The sequence below is a fragment of the Staphylococcus sp. HMSC072B07 genome (genome assembly GCF_001815505.1).
GTDB lineage: Bacteria > Bacillota > Bacilli > Staphylococcales > Staphylococcaceae > Staphylococcus > Staphylococcus simulans.
The window spans coordinates 17,769-35,083 of sequence record NZ_KV820900.1 but is presented as its reverse complement, the minus strand read 5'-3'; the positions used below and the strand labels follow the sequence as shown (position 1 = coordinate 35,083).

General features: G+C 36.1%; 15 protein-coding genes. 7 read left to right on the top strand and 8 right to left on the bottom strand.

The genetic code is table 11. The features are described from left to right. Nucleotides 1-17 precede the first annotated feature (17 nt). A complete protein-coding gene (locus HMPREF3031_RS02615; protein WP_002480452.1) occupies nt 18-224 on the bottom strand; it encodes a TM2 domain-containing protein in 207 nt (68 codons plus the stop codon). A gap of 162 nt (nt 225-386) precedes the next feature. Here HMPREF3031_RS02615 and HMPREF3031_RS02610 point away from each other — a divergent pair, with 162 nt between their 5' ends. Beyond that, nucleotides 387-950, top strand: a complete 564-nt coding sequence (locus tag HMPREF3031_RS02610; protein ID WP_002480453.1) for a GNAT family N-acetyltransferase — start codon at nt 387-389, stop codon at nt 948-950. A 42-nt stretch (nt 951-992) separates the two neighbouring features. On the opposite strand, the gene HMPREF3031_RS02605 is transcribed toward HMPREF3031_RS02610, so the two are convergent. After that, nucleotides 993-1,931, bottom strand: a complete 939-nt coding sequence (locus tag HMPREF3031_RS02605; RefSeq protein ID WP_002480454.1) for a 1,4-dihydroxy-2-naphthoate polyprenyltransferase — start codon at nt 1,929-1,931, stop codon at nt 993-995. A 240-nt stretch (nt 1,932-2,171) separates the two neighbouring features. On the opposite strand from HMPREF3031_RS02605, the gene HMPREF3031_RS02600 reads away from it, so the two are divergent. The 5 genes from HMPREF3031_RS02600 to HMPREF3031_RS02580 all read left to right on the top strand — a co-directional run bounded on the left by HMPREF3031_RS02600 (nt 2,172) and on the right by HMPREF3031_RS02580 (nt 7,581). After that, complete coding sequence (locus tag HMPREF3031_RS02600; RefSeq protein ID WP_002480455.1) at nt 2,172-3,524, top strand: isochorismate synthase; 1,353 nt, start codon at nt 2,172-2,174, stop codon at nt 3,522-3,524. Further along, nucleotides 3,517-5,196 (top strand): 2-succinyl-5-enolpyruvyl-6-hydroxy-3-cyclohexene-1-carboxylic-acid synthase, encoded by a 1,680-nt coding sequence (gene menD / locus HMPREF3031_RS02595; protein WP_002480456.1) that lies wholly within the window; start codon nt 3,517-3,519, stop codon nt 5,194-5,196. The genes HMPREF3031_RS02600 and menD overlap by 8 nt, the downstream gene beginning before the upstream one ends. After that, on the top strand, nt 5,183-5,995 hold the full coding sequence (gene menH / locus HMPREF3031_RS02590) for a 2-succinyl-6-hydroxy-2,4-cyclohexadiene-1-carboxylate synthase (RefSeq protein ID WP_002480457.1): 813 nt from the start codon (nt 5,183-5,185) through the stop codon (nt 5,993-5,995). Before menD ends, menH begins: the two co-directional genes overlap by 14 nt. Then, nucleotides 5,988-6,806: a 1,4-dihydroxy-2-naphthoyl-CoA synthase gene (gene menB, locus HMPREF3031_RS02585; RefSeq protein WP_002480458.1), complete on the top strand. Its 819-nt coding sequence runs from the start codon at nt 5,988-5,990 to the stop codon at nt 6,804-6,806. Before menH ends, menB begins: the two co-directional genes overlap by 8 nt. Before the next feature lie 328 nt (nt 6,807-7,134). Continuing rightward, nucleotides 7,135-7,581: a MarR family winged helix-turn-helix transcriptional regulator gene (locus HMPREF3031_RS02580; RefSeq protein WP_002480459.1), complete on the top strand. Its 447-nt coding sequence runs from the start codon at nt 7,135-7,137 to the stop codon at nt 7,579-7,581. 163 nt (nt 7,582-7,744) lie between these two features. Here HMPREF3031_RS02580 and HMPREF3031_RS02575 read toward each other — a convergent pair whose 3' ends face one another. Together HMPREF3031_RS02575 and HMPREF3031_RS02570 are read right to left on the bottom strand one after the other, a co-directional pair. After that, nucleotides 7,745-8,908 carry an aminotransferase class I/II-fold pyridoxal phosphate-dependent enzyme gene (locus HMPREF3031_RS02575; RefSeq protein ID WP_002480460.1) on the bottom strand — a complete coding sequence of 388 codons (1,164 nt, stop codon included), beginning with the start codon at nt 8,906-8,908 and terminating at the stop codon, nt 7,745-7,747. A 156-nt stretch (nt 8,909-9,064) separates the two neighbouring features. Further along, nucleotides 9,065-10,075, bottom strand: a complete 1,011-nt coding sequence (locus HMPREF3031_RS02570; protein WP_002480461.1) for an acyltransferase family protein — start codon at nt 10,073-10,075, stop codon at nt 9,065-9,067. 149 nt (nt 10,076-10,224) lie between these two features. On the opposite strand from HMPREF3031_RS02570, the gene HMPREF3031_RS02565 reads away from it, so the two are divergent. After that, nucleotides 10,225-10,644: a MarR family transcriptional regulator gene (locus HMPREF3031_RS02565; RefSeq protein WP_002480462.1), complete on the top strand. Its 420-nt coding sequence runs from the start codon at nt 10,225-10,227 to the stop codon at nt 10,642-10,644. A 109-nt stretch (nt 10,645-10,753) separates the two neighbouring features. On the opposite strand, the gene HMPREF3031_RS02560 is transcribed toward HMPREF3031_RS02565, so the two are convergent. The 4 genes from HMPREF3031_RS02560 to HMPREF3031_RS02545 all read right to left on the bottom strand — a co-directional run bounded on the left by HMPREF3031_RS02560 (nt 10,754) and on the right by HMPREF3031_RS02545 (nt 17,313). Continuing rightward, nucleotides 10,754-14,599 carry a glucosaminidase domain-containing protein gene (locus HMPREF3031_RS02560; protein ID WP_070724580.1) on the bottom strand — a complete coding sequence of 1,282 codons (3,846 nt, stop codon included), beginning with the start codon at nt 14,597-14,599 and terminating at the stop codon, nt 10,754-10,756. A 444-nt stretch (nt 14,600-15,043) separates the two neighbouring features. Next, a complete protein-coding gene (locus HMPREF3031_RS02555) occupies nt 15,044-15,466 on the bottom strand; it encodes a GNAT family N-acetyltransferase (RefSeq protein WP_002480464.1) in 423 nt (140 codons plus the stop codon). A 95-nt stretch (nt 15,467-15,561) separates the two neighbouring features. Continuing rightward, nucleotides 15,562-16,032 (bottom strand): DUF2538 family protein, encoded by a 471-nt coding sequence (locus HMPREF3031_RS02550; RefSeq protein WP_002480465.1) that lies wholly within the window; start codon nt 16,030-16,032, stop codon nt 15,562-15,564. An 18-nt stretch (nt 16,033-16,050) separates the two neighbouring features. Then, complete coding sequence (locus tag HMPREF3031_RS02545; RefSeq protein WP_002480466.1) at nt 16,051-17,313, bottom strand: LCP family protein; 1,263 nt, start codon at nt 17,311-17,313, stop codon at nt 16,051-16,053. Between the last annotated feature and the right edge of the window lie 2 nt (nt 17,314-17,315).

Sequence of the window (17,315 nt, the reverse complement as noted above, 5' to 3'; positions counted from 1 at the left end):
GTTTCAACTCCATTTAACTAAAATGTGATATTACCATGTTTGTCTGCTGGTCTGAATAGCATTGTATTGATTGCGCTGATAATCGCGATCACATGTGGAATGCCTGTCCAGAAGAACGCTAAATGTAAAAGGCCTGAGCCGTTTTTACCTGCGTAGAATCTGTGCACTCCGAAGTTGCCGAGGAACAGTGCAAGTACAATATAAACAATTTTATTTACTTTCATGCTGATTGCTCCTTTCTCCATTTAAGTGATACCTTTATTATGAATGATGAAATACAAACTTTCCAATAATACAAATGTTAAAATAATAAGTGAACAAACAATATAAATGATTGTTAAACTATATAGTGAATGATAAAAACTAAACACATAAAGGAGAAAACAATGATTAGACCTGCTAAACCAACTGATAAACGTGCTATCGCAGAATTAACATATATTATCTGGCAAGATATGGAGTTGCCGATTGTAAAACGATTTGATAAATCTCATGTCATTCAATGGCTGGAACAAAGTATTACAGAAATACCTTATCGTTGTTATTACGACAATGTACAAGTTTACGATGTTGAAGGGGAAGTCGCTGGCGTTATTATTACGTATCTTGGTAAAGATGAAATGAATTTAGAAGAAAATTGGTTGAAGTTAGATTTACCAAAAGAAGCGAAAGCAATAGGAACACCTTTACCTTTAAGAGAAGCAAAATCAGATGAGCTATATATCGAAACTGTGGCTGTTTTCCCAAAATATAGAGGAAGAGGAATTGCGACACAGTTAATGGAATCTGTCATCCATCACTCTAAAACATATAAGCTGAGCTTGAGCTGTGATTTAGTAAACACAGGTGCGTTCAGACTTTACGAACGTTTAGGGTTTCATAGTGAAGGTGTGATTGATTTATATGGCCATGATTATTATCACATGGTCATTGAACCTCAAGAAGGATAAAAAAAGAGACTGGAACGAAAAGTTCCAATCTCTTTATCATCATCAAATACCGCCTAATAACGCACTGATATAAATCCCTAATGCATACAGTAAACCAAATACTGTGTTGGTTTTACCTGTTGCTGCCATAGCTGGCATCATTTCAGCAGGTGTATCGTTCTTTTTGAAACGACGAATGGCTTTGATAGGGAACGGGAATGATAACAGTACGAGTAAGTAAAAGATTGAACCGCCAGGTACAAAGAAAACAGTATAAATGACCCATGCATAAGCGATGATGTACATGAGGGCCATGAAGCGGATAGAATTGGCTTTACCTAATAAAATCGGTAATGTTTTGCGTCCGCTTGCTTTGTCTTTGACACGGTCTCGGATGTTATTGGCCATATTAATTAAGCCAATTGTGATAATAATCGGTACACTGATCCATACAGCATAACCTTGTAAGTTATCTGTTTGAATAAAGAACGCGATTAAAATAATAATCAGTCCCATAAAGACGCCGGAGAACAACTCTCCAAAAGGTGTCCAAGAAATTGGGAAGGGACCGCCTGTATACAGATAACCGACTGCCATACACAAGATTCCGATTGGAATTAACCAATAAGAAGATTGTGAAGCGATAAATAAACCGATTAGCGCAGCAATCACATAAAAGGCGATGGCTAAGTTCATCACGAGTTTCGGGCTCATGCCGTTACGTACAATCGCGCCGCCGATGCCCACTGATGTATGATCATCAAGACCTTTCTTGAAATCATAATACTCGTTGAACATATTTGTGGCTGCTTGAATTAAAAGACAAGCAAGTAACATCGCTAAAAACAAACTGAACTTAAGATGGTCTTCACTACCTAATAAGAATAACTTTGCTGTCGCTGTACCGACTAATACAGGTACTACAGCTGCAGTTAAAGTGTGAGGACGCATCAACAGCCAATATTTTCGAACGGTTGAAAATTCCTGATATTGTTTTGACATGGTTTCTCCTTCTTAACACTTAAAAATACCAAATTTCAGATTGCGGATTTTAAGACACAAAGATTCTATTATAAATTATCTGCATTCTGATTAATAAATTTATTTTAAGCAATAGAAAGAGAAAGGTCAAATCATGTAAAAATAGTAAATAATAAATGTGCAAATCAAAGTACAGATAAAGATAAAAAATGATACAATGAGATAATGTGATTAAGTAGAATGATGAAAGAAGTGAGATAGATGACTGTAAGTGTCAAGGATGATCAAATTCTCGACGCAATATATGAAAGCCGTGAAAAATGGGTTTCAGTGGAGGTTAAAATCGACCAGCCGACGAACCCAATCATGCTTTTCCAAATGACAGAAGATAAAGCAGATGACCGCTTCTACTTCAGGGAGAATACAGGAGAAACGGCCTTTTTCGGATATAACGCGCTTTTAAAATTTAAAAATGACTATGAAAATAAACAAACCATTTTCCGTGAATGGGAAAATTATAAAAATGATATTGCACTTATCCATCCAGATTCAAATAAACATCACTTAAAAGTGTGTGGAGGTTTCCAATTTTCAAGTCATAAATCAGATGACGAGTGGCGTCAATTCGGCTTGAACCATTTCGTGTTGCCGAAAGTATTAATTACGATGACAGCTTCAGAAACATTCGTCACTTATACAGTATTAAGAGAAGAGTTTAATATAGAAGACCTACATGAACTTGTGCTACAAGTTGCAGAAACGAAAGTAGAACCGACACAACCTATTGGGGATGTAGTTCGCAGTGAAGATATCTATAAAGAAGAATGGTTAGAACTTGTACAAGAAGCCATAGATTCTATGAATGATGAAGAAAAAATCGTTTTAGCACGCAGACGTATGATTCGCTTTAATCGACCAATTGATATCGCATATGTGTTAGAAAATGCGATGCACAACGAATCCAACAGCTATATATTCGTAATGCAATCGGAAGGGTCTGTGTTCTTTTCACAAACGCCAGAACAGCTGATGGAAGTCGAAAACCAAGTGTTATCGACGAAAGCAGTTGCAGGGACAATTAAACGTACATCTGATGAAACTGAAGATCAAAAACACGTAGATGCTTTCTTGAAAGATGAGAAAAACTTGCAAGAGCATCATTTTGTGGTGCAAAGTATTCTAGATGATATTGAGCCGTACGTTACAGATGTAGAATATAATAAGCATCCTAAAATCCTAAAAAATGATCATTTGTATCATTTATACACAGAGATTTCAGGGGCGTTAGAAAATAATACCTATATTGGCTTACTAGACCGTCTGCATCCAACACCTGCGTTAGGCGGTTATCCTAAAGAAAAAGCCATGGACTTTATCGAACAAAAAGAGTTCGGAACAAGAGGTCTGTATGGTGCGCCAGTAGGGTATATTGATATGGAAGATAATTGTGAATTTATCGTCGCAATCCGTTCTATGCTGATTAAAAAGAAACAAGCAACTTTATTTGCAGGTTGCGGTATTATTAAGCAGTCTGATCCACAGAGTGAATTAGAAGAAACTACACTTAAATTTACTCCGATGATGAATGCTTTAGGAGTCGAAAATCATGGATAATCATCAAACTTTATTAACCAAACAAGTGTTTACGTTAGCTTCAGAAATCTATGCATACGGCATCAGAGAAGTTGTCATTAGTCCAGGGTCTCGTTCAACACCGCTTGCTTTAGCGTTTGAAGCACACCCAGGTATTAAGACATGGATTCACCCAGATGAGCGCAGTGCTTCATTCTTTGCGCTCGGATTGATTAAGGGCAGCAATCGACCTGTTGCTATTTTATGTACGTCAGGAACAGCAGCAACCAACTATACGTCAGCAGTGGCTGAAAGTGATATCAGCAACTTGCCGTTAGTAGTATTAACAAGCGATCGCCCACACGAATTGCGTGGCATTGGTGCGCCGCAAACGTTGAACCAGGTCAACATGTTCCAAAACTTTGTACGTTATCAGTTTGATATGCCATTAGCTGATGACACTACAGGTTCAACTGAAGATGTTATTCGTTTCCAAATGCAGATTGCAAGTCAATATTTTGAAGGCCCCAAACGTGGGCCTGTACATTTTAACTTGCCGTTTAGAGAACCGTTGACACCAGATTTCGAGATGACAGAGTGGTTAACGACTAGCGAAAAAGTCATACCTAAATATCAAAAGACAGCTACAGTTGAAGCTATTAAGCCAATCTTGAAGAAAAAACGTGGTTTCGTCATTGTCGGCGATATGCAGCATCAAGATGTGAGAGAGTTGTTACCATTTGCGACGGTCCATGACTTGCCTATTTTAGCAGGTCCGCTTTCAGGTCTGCGTCAATCAGGTCATCCGAATATTATTTCAACGTATGACTTACTATTTCGTGCAGGTTTAGATCCGAAAGATATTGATTTTGTGATTCGTGTCGGCAAACCAGTATTATCTAAGAAATTAAATCAATGGTTGAAAGCTACAGATGCTTATCAAATTGCGGTACAAAACAGTGCGCAGCCAGATGCTTTCCCTACACCGGCAGATATTACATTTGAAATGACACCAAACGACTTCTTCCGTGCACTTGGCGATATTCCGACAGCTTATCGTAAACGTTGGTTATCCCAATGGCAAGATATGGATAGTCGTGCAAAAATCGAAGTAAAAAATTATATCGATCATGCGACAGACGAAGCGGCGAATGTCGGTATCTTATTAGATAAACTTACTAAAGAAGATGCTTTATTTGTCAGCAATTCTATGCCAATTAGAGATGTGGATAATCTATTTGTAAATAGTGAAGCGGAAATCTATGCCAACCGCGGTGCTAATGGTATCGATGGTGTCGTTTCTACTGCAATCGGTATGGCAGTGCATAAGAAAGTGACATTGTTAATCGGTGATTTAGCTTTCTATCATGACATGAACGGTTTGTTGATGGCTAAATTGAATGATATTCATTTAAATATTGTGTTGTTGAATAATGATGGCGGCGGTATATTCTCTTATCTGCCACAAAAAGAATCAGCAGCGAAATACTTTGAACGTTTATTCGGTACACCGACGCATCTTGAGTTCAAACATGCGGCCATGTTGTATGATTTCAACTATGCCTTAATGGATTCTGTCGAAGACTTTAAATTCACGCCATTATCACAATTAGAATCATACATTTATGAAATTCGTACAGACCGTGAAGACAATCGTCAACAACACCAAATCCTATATCAGAAATTGAGTGATATTGCGAATGTTGAATTATAATTTTTATGACAGTCAAAAAACAGAAAATCATAACTTGCTTGTTTTGTTGCATGGATTTATCAGTGATGCGACATCATTTAGTTCACACATTGACAAACTGACTGAAGCAGCAGCTGTCGTAACGATAGAACTGCCTGGACATGGTCAAGATAACAGCGACAGAACTAAGCAATGGGATTTCGATTTTATTTGCGATGCGTTAGATAATGTACTCGTACAATTTAAAGCTTTTGATATCTATTTACATGGCTACTCTATGGGTGGCCGTGCAGCATTGTATTATGTTTTACATGGTCAATTAGACCTAGCAGGTTTGGTTTTAGAAAGTGCTTCACCAGGCATTGCAGATGAAACAGCGCAAAAAGAACGTCAGCAAGTTGATGAAGCAAGAGCTAAAGTATTAGAAATTGCGGGCATTGAAGTGTTTGTGAATGATTGGGAGAAATTACCATTGTTTGCGAGCCAAGCAGAGATGATGACAAAAGAACAACGCCAGAAACATCGTGCAATGCGCTTAGCACAAGATCCAAAAGGTTTGGCGAAAGCACTGCGTGACTATGGCACAGGTCATATGCCGAATTTATGGCCAGAACTTGCGCAACTTCAGCTGCCGGTCTCTCTGATTGTCGGCGAGTATGACGAAAAGTTTGTGGAACTTGCGCATAAGATGCATCAGCAACTTCCAAACAGTGAAGTTCATGTTGTGGAAGGTGCTGGCCATACGGTTCACGTGGAAGAACCAACACAATTTGATATACTAATATTAGGTTTTTTAAATAAGGAGGAGCAAAATGACTAGACAATGGGAAACAATTAAAGAATATGAAGAGATAAAATATGAGTTTTTCGATGGTATTGCTAAAATTACAATCAACCGTCCAGAAGTGCGTAATGCATTCACACCAAAAACGGTTCAAGAGATGATTGACGCATTCTCACGTGCACGCGATGATCAACGTATTTCTGTAATCATCTTAACAGGTGAAGGTGACATGGCATTCTGTTCAGGCGGCGACCAAAAAGTTCGCGGTCACGGCGGATATGTAGGCGACGACCAAATTCCTCGTTTAAACGTATTAGATTTACAACGTTTAATCCGTGTTATTCCTAAACCAGTCATCGCAATGGTTCGTGGATATGCAATCGGCGGCGGCAACGTATTACAAGTCGTATGTGACTTAACAATCGCTGCAGACAATGCAAGATTCGGTCAAACTGGGCCTAAAGTCGGTTCATTCGACGCAGGTTACGGTTCAGGTTATTTAGCTCGTATCGTAGGTCACAAGAAAGCGCGTGAAATCTGGTACTTATGCCGTCAATACGACGCACAACAAGCTTTAGATATGGGCTTAGTCAACACAGTTGTACCATTAGACCAAATTGAAGATGAAACAGTACAATGGTGTCAAGAAATCATGCAACATTCACCAACTGCTTTACGTTTCTTAAAAGCAGCAATGAATGCTGATACTGACGGTTTAGCAGGTCTTCAACAAATGGCTGGGGATGCAACTTTACTTTATTACACAACTGATGAAGCGAAAGAAGGTCGTGACGCATTTAAAGAAAAACGTCAACCTGACTTTGATCAATTCCCTAAATTCCCATAATAGATTAATCATTTAAATGAGGTTCTTATTAAGTCTCTCGTGTTCATACCTTTGGGTGTGAAGCGGGAGGCTTTTTATGTCGTTTTTTTACTTATTAGGTAAATAAAAAATGCACGTCCAGCGATTAAAATTATAAAGTGCACGTTAGGATTAATATATTTTTAAAGTCGGCATAACTCTTTATTTTATGTGTATTATTGTGTGTTTTATTTTGCGGAGTGAGTTAAACAAATTATATAAAGCAAGTACAAATTTACTTAATAAATAAAACTATTTCATTGATATTCATTATGATGTTGAATATATTTTAAGGTAGAGGTGAAATTATATGAGTAATAGCACAAAGAAGAATTTAGATCACGACTTATGTTTTCTTTTTTATATCACAACAAAAGAAGTGATCAACCGTTTTAACAAGTTTCTGAAACAATACAATATCAGCTTCCCAAATTATATGGTCTTATCTTATATTGAAGATGATGAAGAAGTGTTTGTGAAAACACTTTGCAATAAATTGTTTTTAGATTCAGGGACAATCAGTCCAATTGTAAAGCGCTTAGAAAAGAAGAACTTGGTCATTAGAAAAAGACTACCTGAAGATGAACGAAAAGTGATGTTAAGTTTAACTGAAGAGGGAAAAGAATTAAAAGCACAATTCAAAAACATTTCAACACAAGTAATTAATCAATTGAATTTAGATTCTGATGAAAAAGAAGATTACTATAACATGATGCGTGGTTTCGCACAAAAGAATCTAAGTCAACCAGAAGTTTAGTCAAGTCAACAAGAAATACTGAGAATAAAGAGGGAATGTTATGCTCATAAGAGAGGATAATTTTTTTAGGGATAATATTAAGATAACTCGCACATTAAAAAGAATAAAAAAGAAAGTGAGGTAGAACTAGCGAACTAGTCTATCTCACTTTCTTAATGATGATTTATTTTACATACTGATTTAAATAATTTTCAAGACGATCCATACCTTCTTTGATGGTATCTAAGTCATAAGCATATGAAATACGAATATGACCTTTACCTGCATCTGTAAAAGCAGAACCAGGTACCATCGCAATATGACCTTTTTCTAAGGCATCGACACAGAAATTAAAGTCATCTTCAATACCGAATGGTGCAAGGCTCGGGAAAATATAGAATGCACCTTCAGGTTCGGCATCAATTTTAAAGCCCATATCAAGTAAACGTTGTTTTAAATAAGCTAAACGTTCTTTGTATGCTTTATTCATCGCTTTTGGCGCATCGATGCCATCTGTTAACGCAGCGATACAAGCGATTTGAGCGGGTACATTGGCACAAATCGTATTATAGGCATGCATGAATGTCAATTTCTTTATTAAGTACTCAGGGCCTAGTAAAAAGCCAATACGGATACCTGTAGCTGAATGAGATTTACTTAAACCGCTGATTAATAATAATTGATCACGTAAACCTTCAAATTCCGCAAGGGATGTGTGTTTACCTTTAAAGGTATTTTCAGCATAAATTTCGTCACTTAACACAAAAATTTCGTGTTGTTGTAACTCTTCAGCAATCGCTTCAGCTTCTGTTCTATTTAAAATAACTCCTGTTGGATTGGTAGGGTAGTTTAAAAGAATCGCTTTTGTTTTATCGTTTACATGTGAACGAATTGCTTCAGGCGTAATTTTAAAGTCTGTTTGTGTAGTATCTACATAAACAGGATGACCGCCTAATGTTTCAATCAATGGAATATAGCCTGCATAAATAGGACCAGGAATAATGATTTCATCTCCAGGTTCTAAGATGCTCCGTAAAGCTGTATCAATAGCTTCACTTGCACCATTCGTCACAATAATTTCTTCTTCTGTGTAATCCACATTATAACGAAGGTTGAAGTATTGACGGATGGCACTTCTTGTTTCCATTAAGCCTTTATTATGAGAATAACTCGTTTCATCATTTTCAATCGCTTTAATATACGCGTCTTTAACCACATCAGGCATAGGGAAGTCAGGTTGACCGATTGTTAAGTTGATACAATCCGGTATATTTTTAATTCGGCTTGAAAATTGTCTGATGCTTGGCGCACGTAAAAATTTAGAATTTGTATTTAAAGATAATTTCACTCTGTTAACACCTCAATTGATTACTGCACTATGTAAGTAAATGCTATCTTATCATATTGTAACACTGAAAACCGTCAAAAAGTCTGAATTGCTTTAATTTTAAGTCGATAATTGTCAAAAGAAAAGTGAGGCAATGTTGATTTGCCTCACAATGCTTTATAATTTAGATTTAAATTTTGATGGTGACTTGAGGTTGATGACTGGATTGGTCCATTTTGCTACAAAGTTTGTGGATAACAGATAGACAATGAGTGCTGTTAAACCAATCAAGTATAGGTAAGTCCACAACGTAACTGGGTCCTGGAAAGGATAAAGTTTAAAGCCTCGAATCAATCCAATCGCAATACCGTGTAACAGATAAATGTACATAGTACGTTGGCCAATATACGTAAACCAATGTAATCCTGAAGGGATTAGGTTCAAGAATGAGAACATCGTGGCACAAATAATGATATAGAGCAATAGACGTTTCAATGGACTATAGACGTCAGGACCATCTAAAGAACTATATGGTGAGCTGCCGAGCAACCAATCAGAATTAATCGGATGAATCATATATACGATATAGAATCCAACTAAAATCAATAATGAAATTGGAATTAACTTCTTATTTCTCAGTAACATCGCTTGATGTTTATTCATTAAGAACCCTAGATAGAAAATAGGGAAGAACACAATCGTTCTTGAATAACTCATATAGCCGTCGATATCAGAAGAGAATCCTGCCAATAAAGACACTATTACAGCAATCGGTAATACGTAATAAGCTTTATAGTTCTTTACAATCACTAAGACAACATGAAAGATAAAGAGCGTAATTAAGAACCATAACGCAAAGACAGGATCAAATGGATCCAACTGCAAGTGACTGCTTTTACCTGTCAGATAATAATAGATTGAGAAGAAACTAAAGAACACAAAATAAGGTACTAATAGTTTTTTCGCAACTTTTTCTAAATGATCCGGCTTACCGATATTTTTCGCAAAGTAACCACTTATAAATAGGAAAGAGGGCATATGGAAACTGTATATTAATAAATACAGTGCACCCATGTGCTTATGTCCTTCTACATAAGGGTTTAATAAATGTCCGAATACCACTAAATAAATTAAAAAGGCACGGGCATTATCAAAATAATAATCTCTATGGGATAGTGATTTATGCATATGTAAACTCCTTTTGAGATTTTAGATAATCTTAACGTATTATACATACCAACTTAAATGCAAGATAAACAACTTTTGCAAGTTAATGTTGTGTATTTTCCGCAAAAAACTTATAATATGTATATTAAAACTAGCGGGGTATAACATCTATGTTTAAACAACTTGAACAACAAATAACACTGACACACAATGATTTGATTATCGTAAATAAACGTTTTGGGCAACGCGCTAATTTAACAACTGAACAAATTGAACTTTTACGAATTTTGAATGAGCATCATAGTTTATCACAATATGATTTAACAATGAAAATCGGAAAGGAACAATCTATTGTTTCAAGATGGATTAAAAAACTCGTCAATTTAGGTTATGTGATCAGTATTCAATCGAACCATGATTTACGTTGTAAAGTATTAAGTGTCACGCCGAAATCCGAAGAATTAATCAATCAAATTAATGACGCTCGCCGAGAATGGTTACAAAAACACTGTGAAGAGTTATCCGCTGAAGATGTGGAAACATTATATAACTTACTAGCAAAATTAAATAAAAAAACCTTTTACATTTAAAAAGAATGAGGTATACAGAACTTGTATACCGTATTTTAATGAATAAGGACCTGCAGCATTTTATTATTACGCTGCAGGTCCTTTTCAAATATCAAAATGATAATTGGGATTAAACGCGATAAATATCTGTATCGAAGTATTTACCAGTTTCACCGATTTTATCATACATTTGTTTCATTCTTGTCGCATTGTGGCTTGCCCAGTTGATATCAGTCGCATATTGATGCGTAGCTGGTTCGCTTGGGTTCCAACGCATGCGGTAAAGTGTGTTTTGACCTCTATCTAAGTAGTCGCTTGTGATGAACTTAGCTCCGCCGATAATCGCTTTTTCTACAGTATCCCAGCCGTAGTGTGCTGCTGTTTTGAAGCCGCCACGTACTGCATCTGTGTCAATTGCACCGATACCGAACATATTGTAGTATTTTTTAGGTTCGTTTGTCACAACTTTGTTGGCGTTGTTGACATAACCGCCATTAGCTAAAGCAGATGTACCGTTACCAGTTTCAAGTAAGGCATGTGAGATTAAATAGATTTCGTTAATGTCATATGTTTTAGCTGCTTGTGTGAAAGCTGCACCTTGTCCTTCTAAAATACCTTTACCTTCAAGTAATTTATTTACACTGCTTGCTGAAAGGGCTTGTGCTTTGTCTAAACGTAAGAATTGATATTTTTGTGTCGCATCTTCTGTGATAGTTCTAGGGTCCATCGCAGTTCTTACTTCATCTTCTGATGCATCATCCCATTGACCAGGCACGTGTTGAACTTTAGGTGACCAAGGTAAGTTCATTTGTTTTGCGACTGCTTGATCAAATGAGTAGTCAGAAACATTTGTACGTGTCAATGTATTACGAACATCTGCAGCTTTAACCCAAGCTGTTTGTCCGTTAGCTAAGACACCATGATACCAAGTCACACCATTAACTACTTGTCTTTCGAAAACTGTAATGATGTTACCGAATTGGTCTTTTAATGAACCTAATACTTGGCCATTTGGCGTTTTGTAGTAATAACCTTTATTGCTTGTCACGATATAGTCGTGGTTGTATTTCACAGCTGGTTGTTGTTTTTGTGCTGAAGTTGTCGCAGCTTTAGCTGTTGTTTTAGGTGTTAATGTTTTTTCAGCGACCCAACCAGTTTTACCATTTACAGTACCGTATACATAAGGTGTTTTGTTGACTAAAGTACGTTTAATTGCTTTGAATGTACCATTTTGTTTTGTTAATGGATCAATTAATTGTTTTGCTGTACCCCAAGGTGTTGTGTACAGACCATTTGATTTTGTATTAACGCTGTATTGTTGAGATGTAGGTGTTACAAGACCTTTATCCGCAACTCTTACATCTTTTGCGTTAACCCAACCAAGTGGCGTAGTTAAACCGATATTTTGTAATAGGTAGTATAATGTACCGTCTTGGTTACGTTCTCTAGTGATGTTGTAAGTGTAACCTAAGAATTTCGCAGCTTTAGCACCTTTTTTATCATAAACACTTGCACGTAAACCGTAGTTATCAGATACATATTGACCTAATTTGTTTACTGTAATTGTTTTGTTTAATGGTGCTTTAGTTGTTTGTGTTGCAGCTTTTGTTGTTGCTGGTTTTGAAACTGCTTTAGTTGTTGTAGCTGCTTTTGCAGTAGGTTGAACTTTTTGAGCAGTTGTTTTCGCTACAGATTTTACTGTATTAACAACTTTCTTCGCTGCAGGTTTAACCGCTGTTTTAGTAGTTTTAACTGCAGTAGTTGGTTTAGTTGCTGGTTTAACAACTTTTTTAGTTGTTGTAGCTGCAGGTTTAACTGCTGTTTTAGTAGTTGTTTTTGCAACAGGTTTAGCAGTAGGTTTAACTGCTGTTTTAGTTGTAGTTTTTGCGACAGGTTTTGTCGCTGGTTTCACAGCTTTTTTAGTCGTTGTTGTTTTAGAAGGTGTTGTAGTACTTACACCTTTTACTTGTGTTGTTGGTTTGTTGACTGTTGTTTTAGGTGCAGTGTAGTTAGATAATTTAGCGATATCTACCCAACCAGATTTACCGTTTACAGTACCGTATACAAATTGAGTAGGGCTGACTTCTGTTTGTTTAGAAGCTTTAAATGCTTGTGCACCTGTACCTGAAACAGTTGCGACAGCTTGTTTATCAGTACCCCAAGGTGTGCTGTATAATTTAGTGCCTGATTGAACACCATAAGTTTTAGTATTAGTTGTAACAGGATGGCCGACTTTGTATGTGATGTCGCCAGTTTGTACCCAACCATAATTTGTACCTTTATTATAATCACTGATTAAGTAGAATGATTTGTCACCTAATAACGCTTTTTTAGTTAAGCGGTATGTTTGGTTATTTAAGTTTGAGTTTTGAACACCAGCTTTATCATAAACTGTTTTATATAAACCGTTGTTAGTGTTGTTGAGACGACCTAGTGAATCTACTGGAATTAATTTTAATTGAGATGTATTTGTGCTAGGTTTTGTTGTCGGTTTAGTTGTTGGTTTAGTTGTTGGTTGAGTCGGTTGTGTTGTTGTATTTGATGCAGTACCCCAAGGTGCGACAACGCCTTCTTTGATTAAATATTTTTCATTGATTAAATCATATAACGCATCATAGTTATAGCCGCATGATTGTAAGTAACCATGTGGATCGACATGGTCTGTACCACCTAAGAAGTTTGAAACTGCGCGGTGAGTCCATACTGTACCACGACCATCATATTCAGCACTATCTGGTTTTAAACCATAATATTGTAAGTTTGTTGCTGCATAGTCAGCGATATTGTTCATTTGACGCGCAAATGAATCTTTATCATGTGTATGCACAAGTTCCATGTGAATGTAACGTTCGTTGGCTACTGGACCAGCACCCCATGCAAGGTAGTCTGTGTTCGCTGTTTCAACAATACGATTACCATCTACGAAACCATGAACAAAGGCATTTTGCCAGTTGTTTTTCATATAAGCAACTTCGTTATTCAATGTTGAATTTTCATTCGCTGTATCATGGATTACGATACCTTCAGGTTTACCATAACGATAATTATATTTAGGAATGTATGAAGAATAATCTTGCTCATACGTTGGTACTTTGTAATTTTGTTGACGAATGTAATCATTGATCGATGAATTCACTGTTGGTTTATATTTTGGTAGTGATGGTTTAGGTGCACTATAAGTTGTTTGTGCAGGTTGCGCAGAACGTGTTGCAGTTTGTGTAGTTTGTGCTGAACGCGTTGCTGTTTGCGTAGGTTGTTGTACTGAACGTGCTGCAGTTTGTGTTGGTTGTTGTACTGAACGGAAAGTCGTTACAGGTTCAGTTGAACGTGCTGCATATGTTGCTGCTTTAGGTTGTTCAACTTTTTGAGGTGTTGTTTGATTTACTGATGTTTGTGCTTCAGGTTGAGAAGCTTTGTTTTGTTCAGATACAACTTGTTTTTGAACAGCTTGTTGTGCTTCTTGAGTTTGTTGTTTATTTGCTTGTTCTTGTTGTTGAGCAGCTTGAGCTTGTTGTTCAGCTAATTTTTGTTGTTCTGTTACCTGCGCATTTTGAGCCTGTGCATTTGTTTGTTCTGTATCTTGTTGTGTAACATTAGCAGGTTGATCAGTTGTATTGTTTTGAGCATCTGCAGTTGGTTGTGCATTTGCTTCATTACTTGGTTCTGCTTGATTATTTAATTGATCAAGTTTAGAATCGTAACTCAAATTCTCATCATTTTCTTTTGGCTGTACTTGTGTAGGGTCTTTGTATTGTTGTGTACCAGCAATAGTTTTAGCTGTATCCTGAGTTGCTTGTTGATTTTGAGCCGTTTGATTACCTGTCGGCTGTTGATTCTGGTTTACATTGCTTGTAGTATTTGTAGGTTCTGAAGTTTCTGAATTACTTTGCGCATATGCTTGGTGCGTTGTAATAGCAGATCCTGCGATTGTTAATGCAATGATTGCTGGGGTTTTGTAATGAAACTTTTTAGACATAAAATGATACTCCTTTTAACAATATATTATTTTGAATATATTACAGTCTGTAGATAAACGTCTGGATTGGTAATTCTGAATTTCCTAGATGTTTGATTCTTAACGTCAGTGAAGTTCAAATCTGTGGGTGACGTTAGAAAATAGATGACTTGATGATGTTATTAACACATTGGTAGTTGTTGAAACGCATTATTAACATTTATCCAGGTCATATCATTTCTACACACAAAGCTACTAGCAGACTGAATGAATATGACACTATGTCAAAACTATGTAATATATCATTTTCATATATTATAATACGACTAAAGTAGGATAGAGAGGTTTTTAATCGATTTGTAATCAAACCTTAATGTGAGTGCTCAATTGTTTATAAAGTAAATAGTTACTAAAGGTTACATTAATATGGCTTTTAATCTATAAAAATTGTAAATTTCATAGAAATTATAACGCTTTCGACATTGTTATATGTTCAATATTTTCCTCTAGAAATACGTCGCCCTCGGCTTTATAACCTAGTGATTCATAAAAAGCTTGTGCTTGAATTTGACCATTTAAAACTGCTTTTGAAAATCCATCGTTTTTCGCAATTGTTTCAATATATTTCATTAAATCGCGACCAATCCCTTGTTTTCTGTAATCTTTCAAAACTGCAACACGTTCCATTTTTGCAACACCATTGTAATCTCTGTAACGTGCAGTCGCAATAGGGCGTTGGTTATCATCATATCCGATAATATGTATAGAGACATCTTCGAATTCATCCAATTCATTTTCTAAAGGTACATTTTGTTCATGCACAAAGACTTCGATTCTTACATCAAACACATCTTGCATTTCCTTTTTGCTTTTTGCGATTTTAAACATATTCATCATCCTCATATTTATTTTTTAGATACGATATAAGCGTACAAAAAAATCGTTACAGATGCATGCATTCATGCGCTGTAACGATTAATTAATTATTGGGCATATTTACGCACAATGGCTGTATATTGCCAGAATATACGCATTTGCGCAATATTCCAGTTATTCATACCCATTGTGAAACCTGATGGTTTAAAGATATTAACGTCAGTCACTTCAAGAGCTGCCGCAATTAAATATTGAATTGGAACACTGATGCTTTTCATGGTTTCAGTAATTCCATTTTGATCATAAACCCAAGAGAAGGGTAGTTCAGATTCGAATACGTCTACACGATCAAAGATTTCAGGTAGGGCAACGATATAACAAGCACCATCAATAAATGGATTTTCAACACTATCTTTATAGTAAAGCAGTAACGCTTCATAATTCTCTCTATGCGCATGGTTCACATAGAAGAATTCATTTCTGAAATGTGCCATATCTTTACTGTGGATGATTTGTTGCTCTAAAATACCGAACATTCCATTGATATTATTTAATTTCTCATAGGTTTTACGTGGCATACGTTATCGCTCCTCTTTCTAATAAAAGTCTTGACCAGAAGGCGCTTGTTGCTGCGCTGGGTTATTATTCATATTCGGATTTTGTTGATTACCTGGGTTCTGATTTTGATTAAAGCCGTTATTTGGATTTTGTTGGTTATTCCACTGTTCATTACCCGAATTATCGTATTGTTGATTATTATTTGATTGTTCATCTTGAGATTGGTCATCAGATTCTTCATCTTCAGTCGTATCTTTTTGATTTTCTCTTAATAAACTGTCATCAATTGGTGTTAATGGTATTAACTCACCATATTGTTTGATAACGCGTTCGTTTAAGAATTCATCTTTATCTTTGATTTTAGATAGACCTAAATCCGAACGTAGTAAGTTCGCATATTTCTTGATGCTTTTGATATCTGGATTGTAATAATAGATACCATTAAGTAATTCGTTATCTCCTTCGATTTGGGCTGTTTTAATATCTAAATCAGCTGGAAGGTAAGTCGTAAGTAATTTTTGGATATCTTTGTTTGAAAGGTTATGTTTTGAGTTTTTACCTACAATTTTAATTAAGTTATCAAGTTTGTTTACTTTATCTAATTTTTGCGCTTTTGTTGCTAGGATTTTAATTAAATCCATTTGACGTTGTCCTCGTTTTAAATCGGAATCATGATATCTTGTTCTAGCTACAGCTAATGCTTGATCGCCATTTAATTTATGATAGCCTTTTTTGACTTTAATACGACCATCATCGCCTGTATTCGGCTCATTTAAATTGTATGGCACATCATAATAAATACCGCCAAGTTCATCAACAGCTTGTACGAAAGCGTCCATATCAATACGTACATAGTAATCGACTGGTACATTTAATGTAGCTTCTACTGCATCCATTGAAGCATTCGGTCCACCAAATGCATGCGCATGTGTAATTTTATCAAAGTAACCGACTTTAGGAATATAACTGATAGTGTCTCGTGGAATACTTAACATTCTGACCTGTTTCTTATCAGGATTGAATGTTGAAAGAATCATTGCGTCTGTGCGTGACTTCTCAGTGGCTTGACCGCCTTCTCGTCTGCCTTTGTTATCATCTATTCCTAAAAAAAGTATAGAAATCGGCTCCTTTGCAGGATTGACTTTACCATCACGTAAATTCGATACTCTATTGGAATTATCGCTGAACGATGAATCGATTGCGCTTCTAGAAGTTTTATATAACATCACTGCGAAAATAATAGGAATAATGACCAGGACGAGTGAAAGAAGTATTAAAAAATACTTGAAAATTTTATTCATTA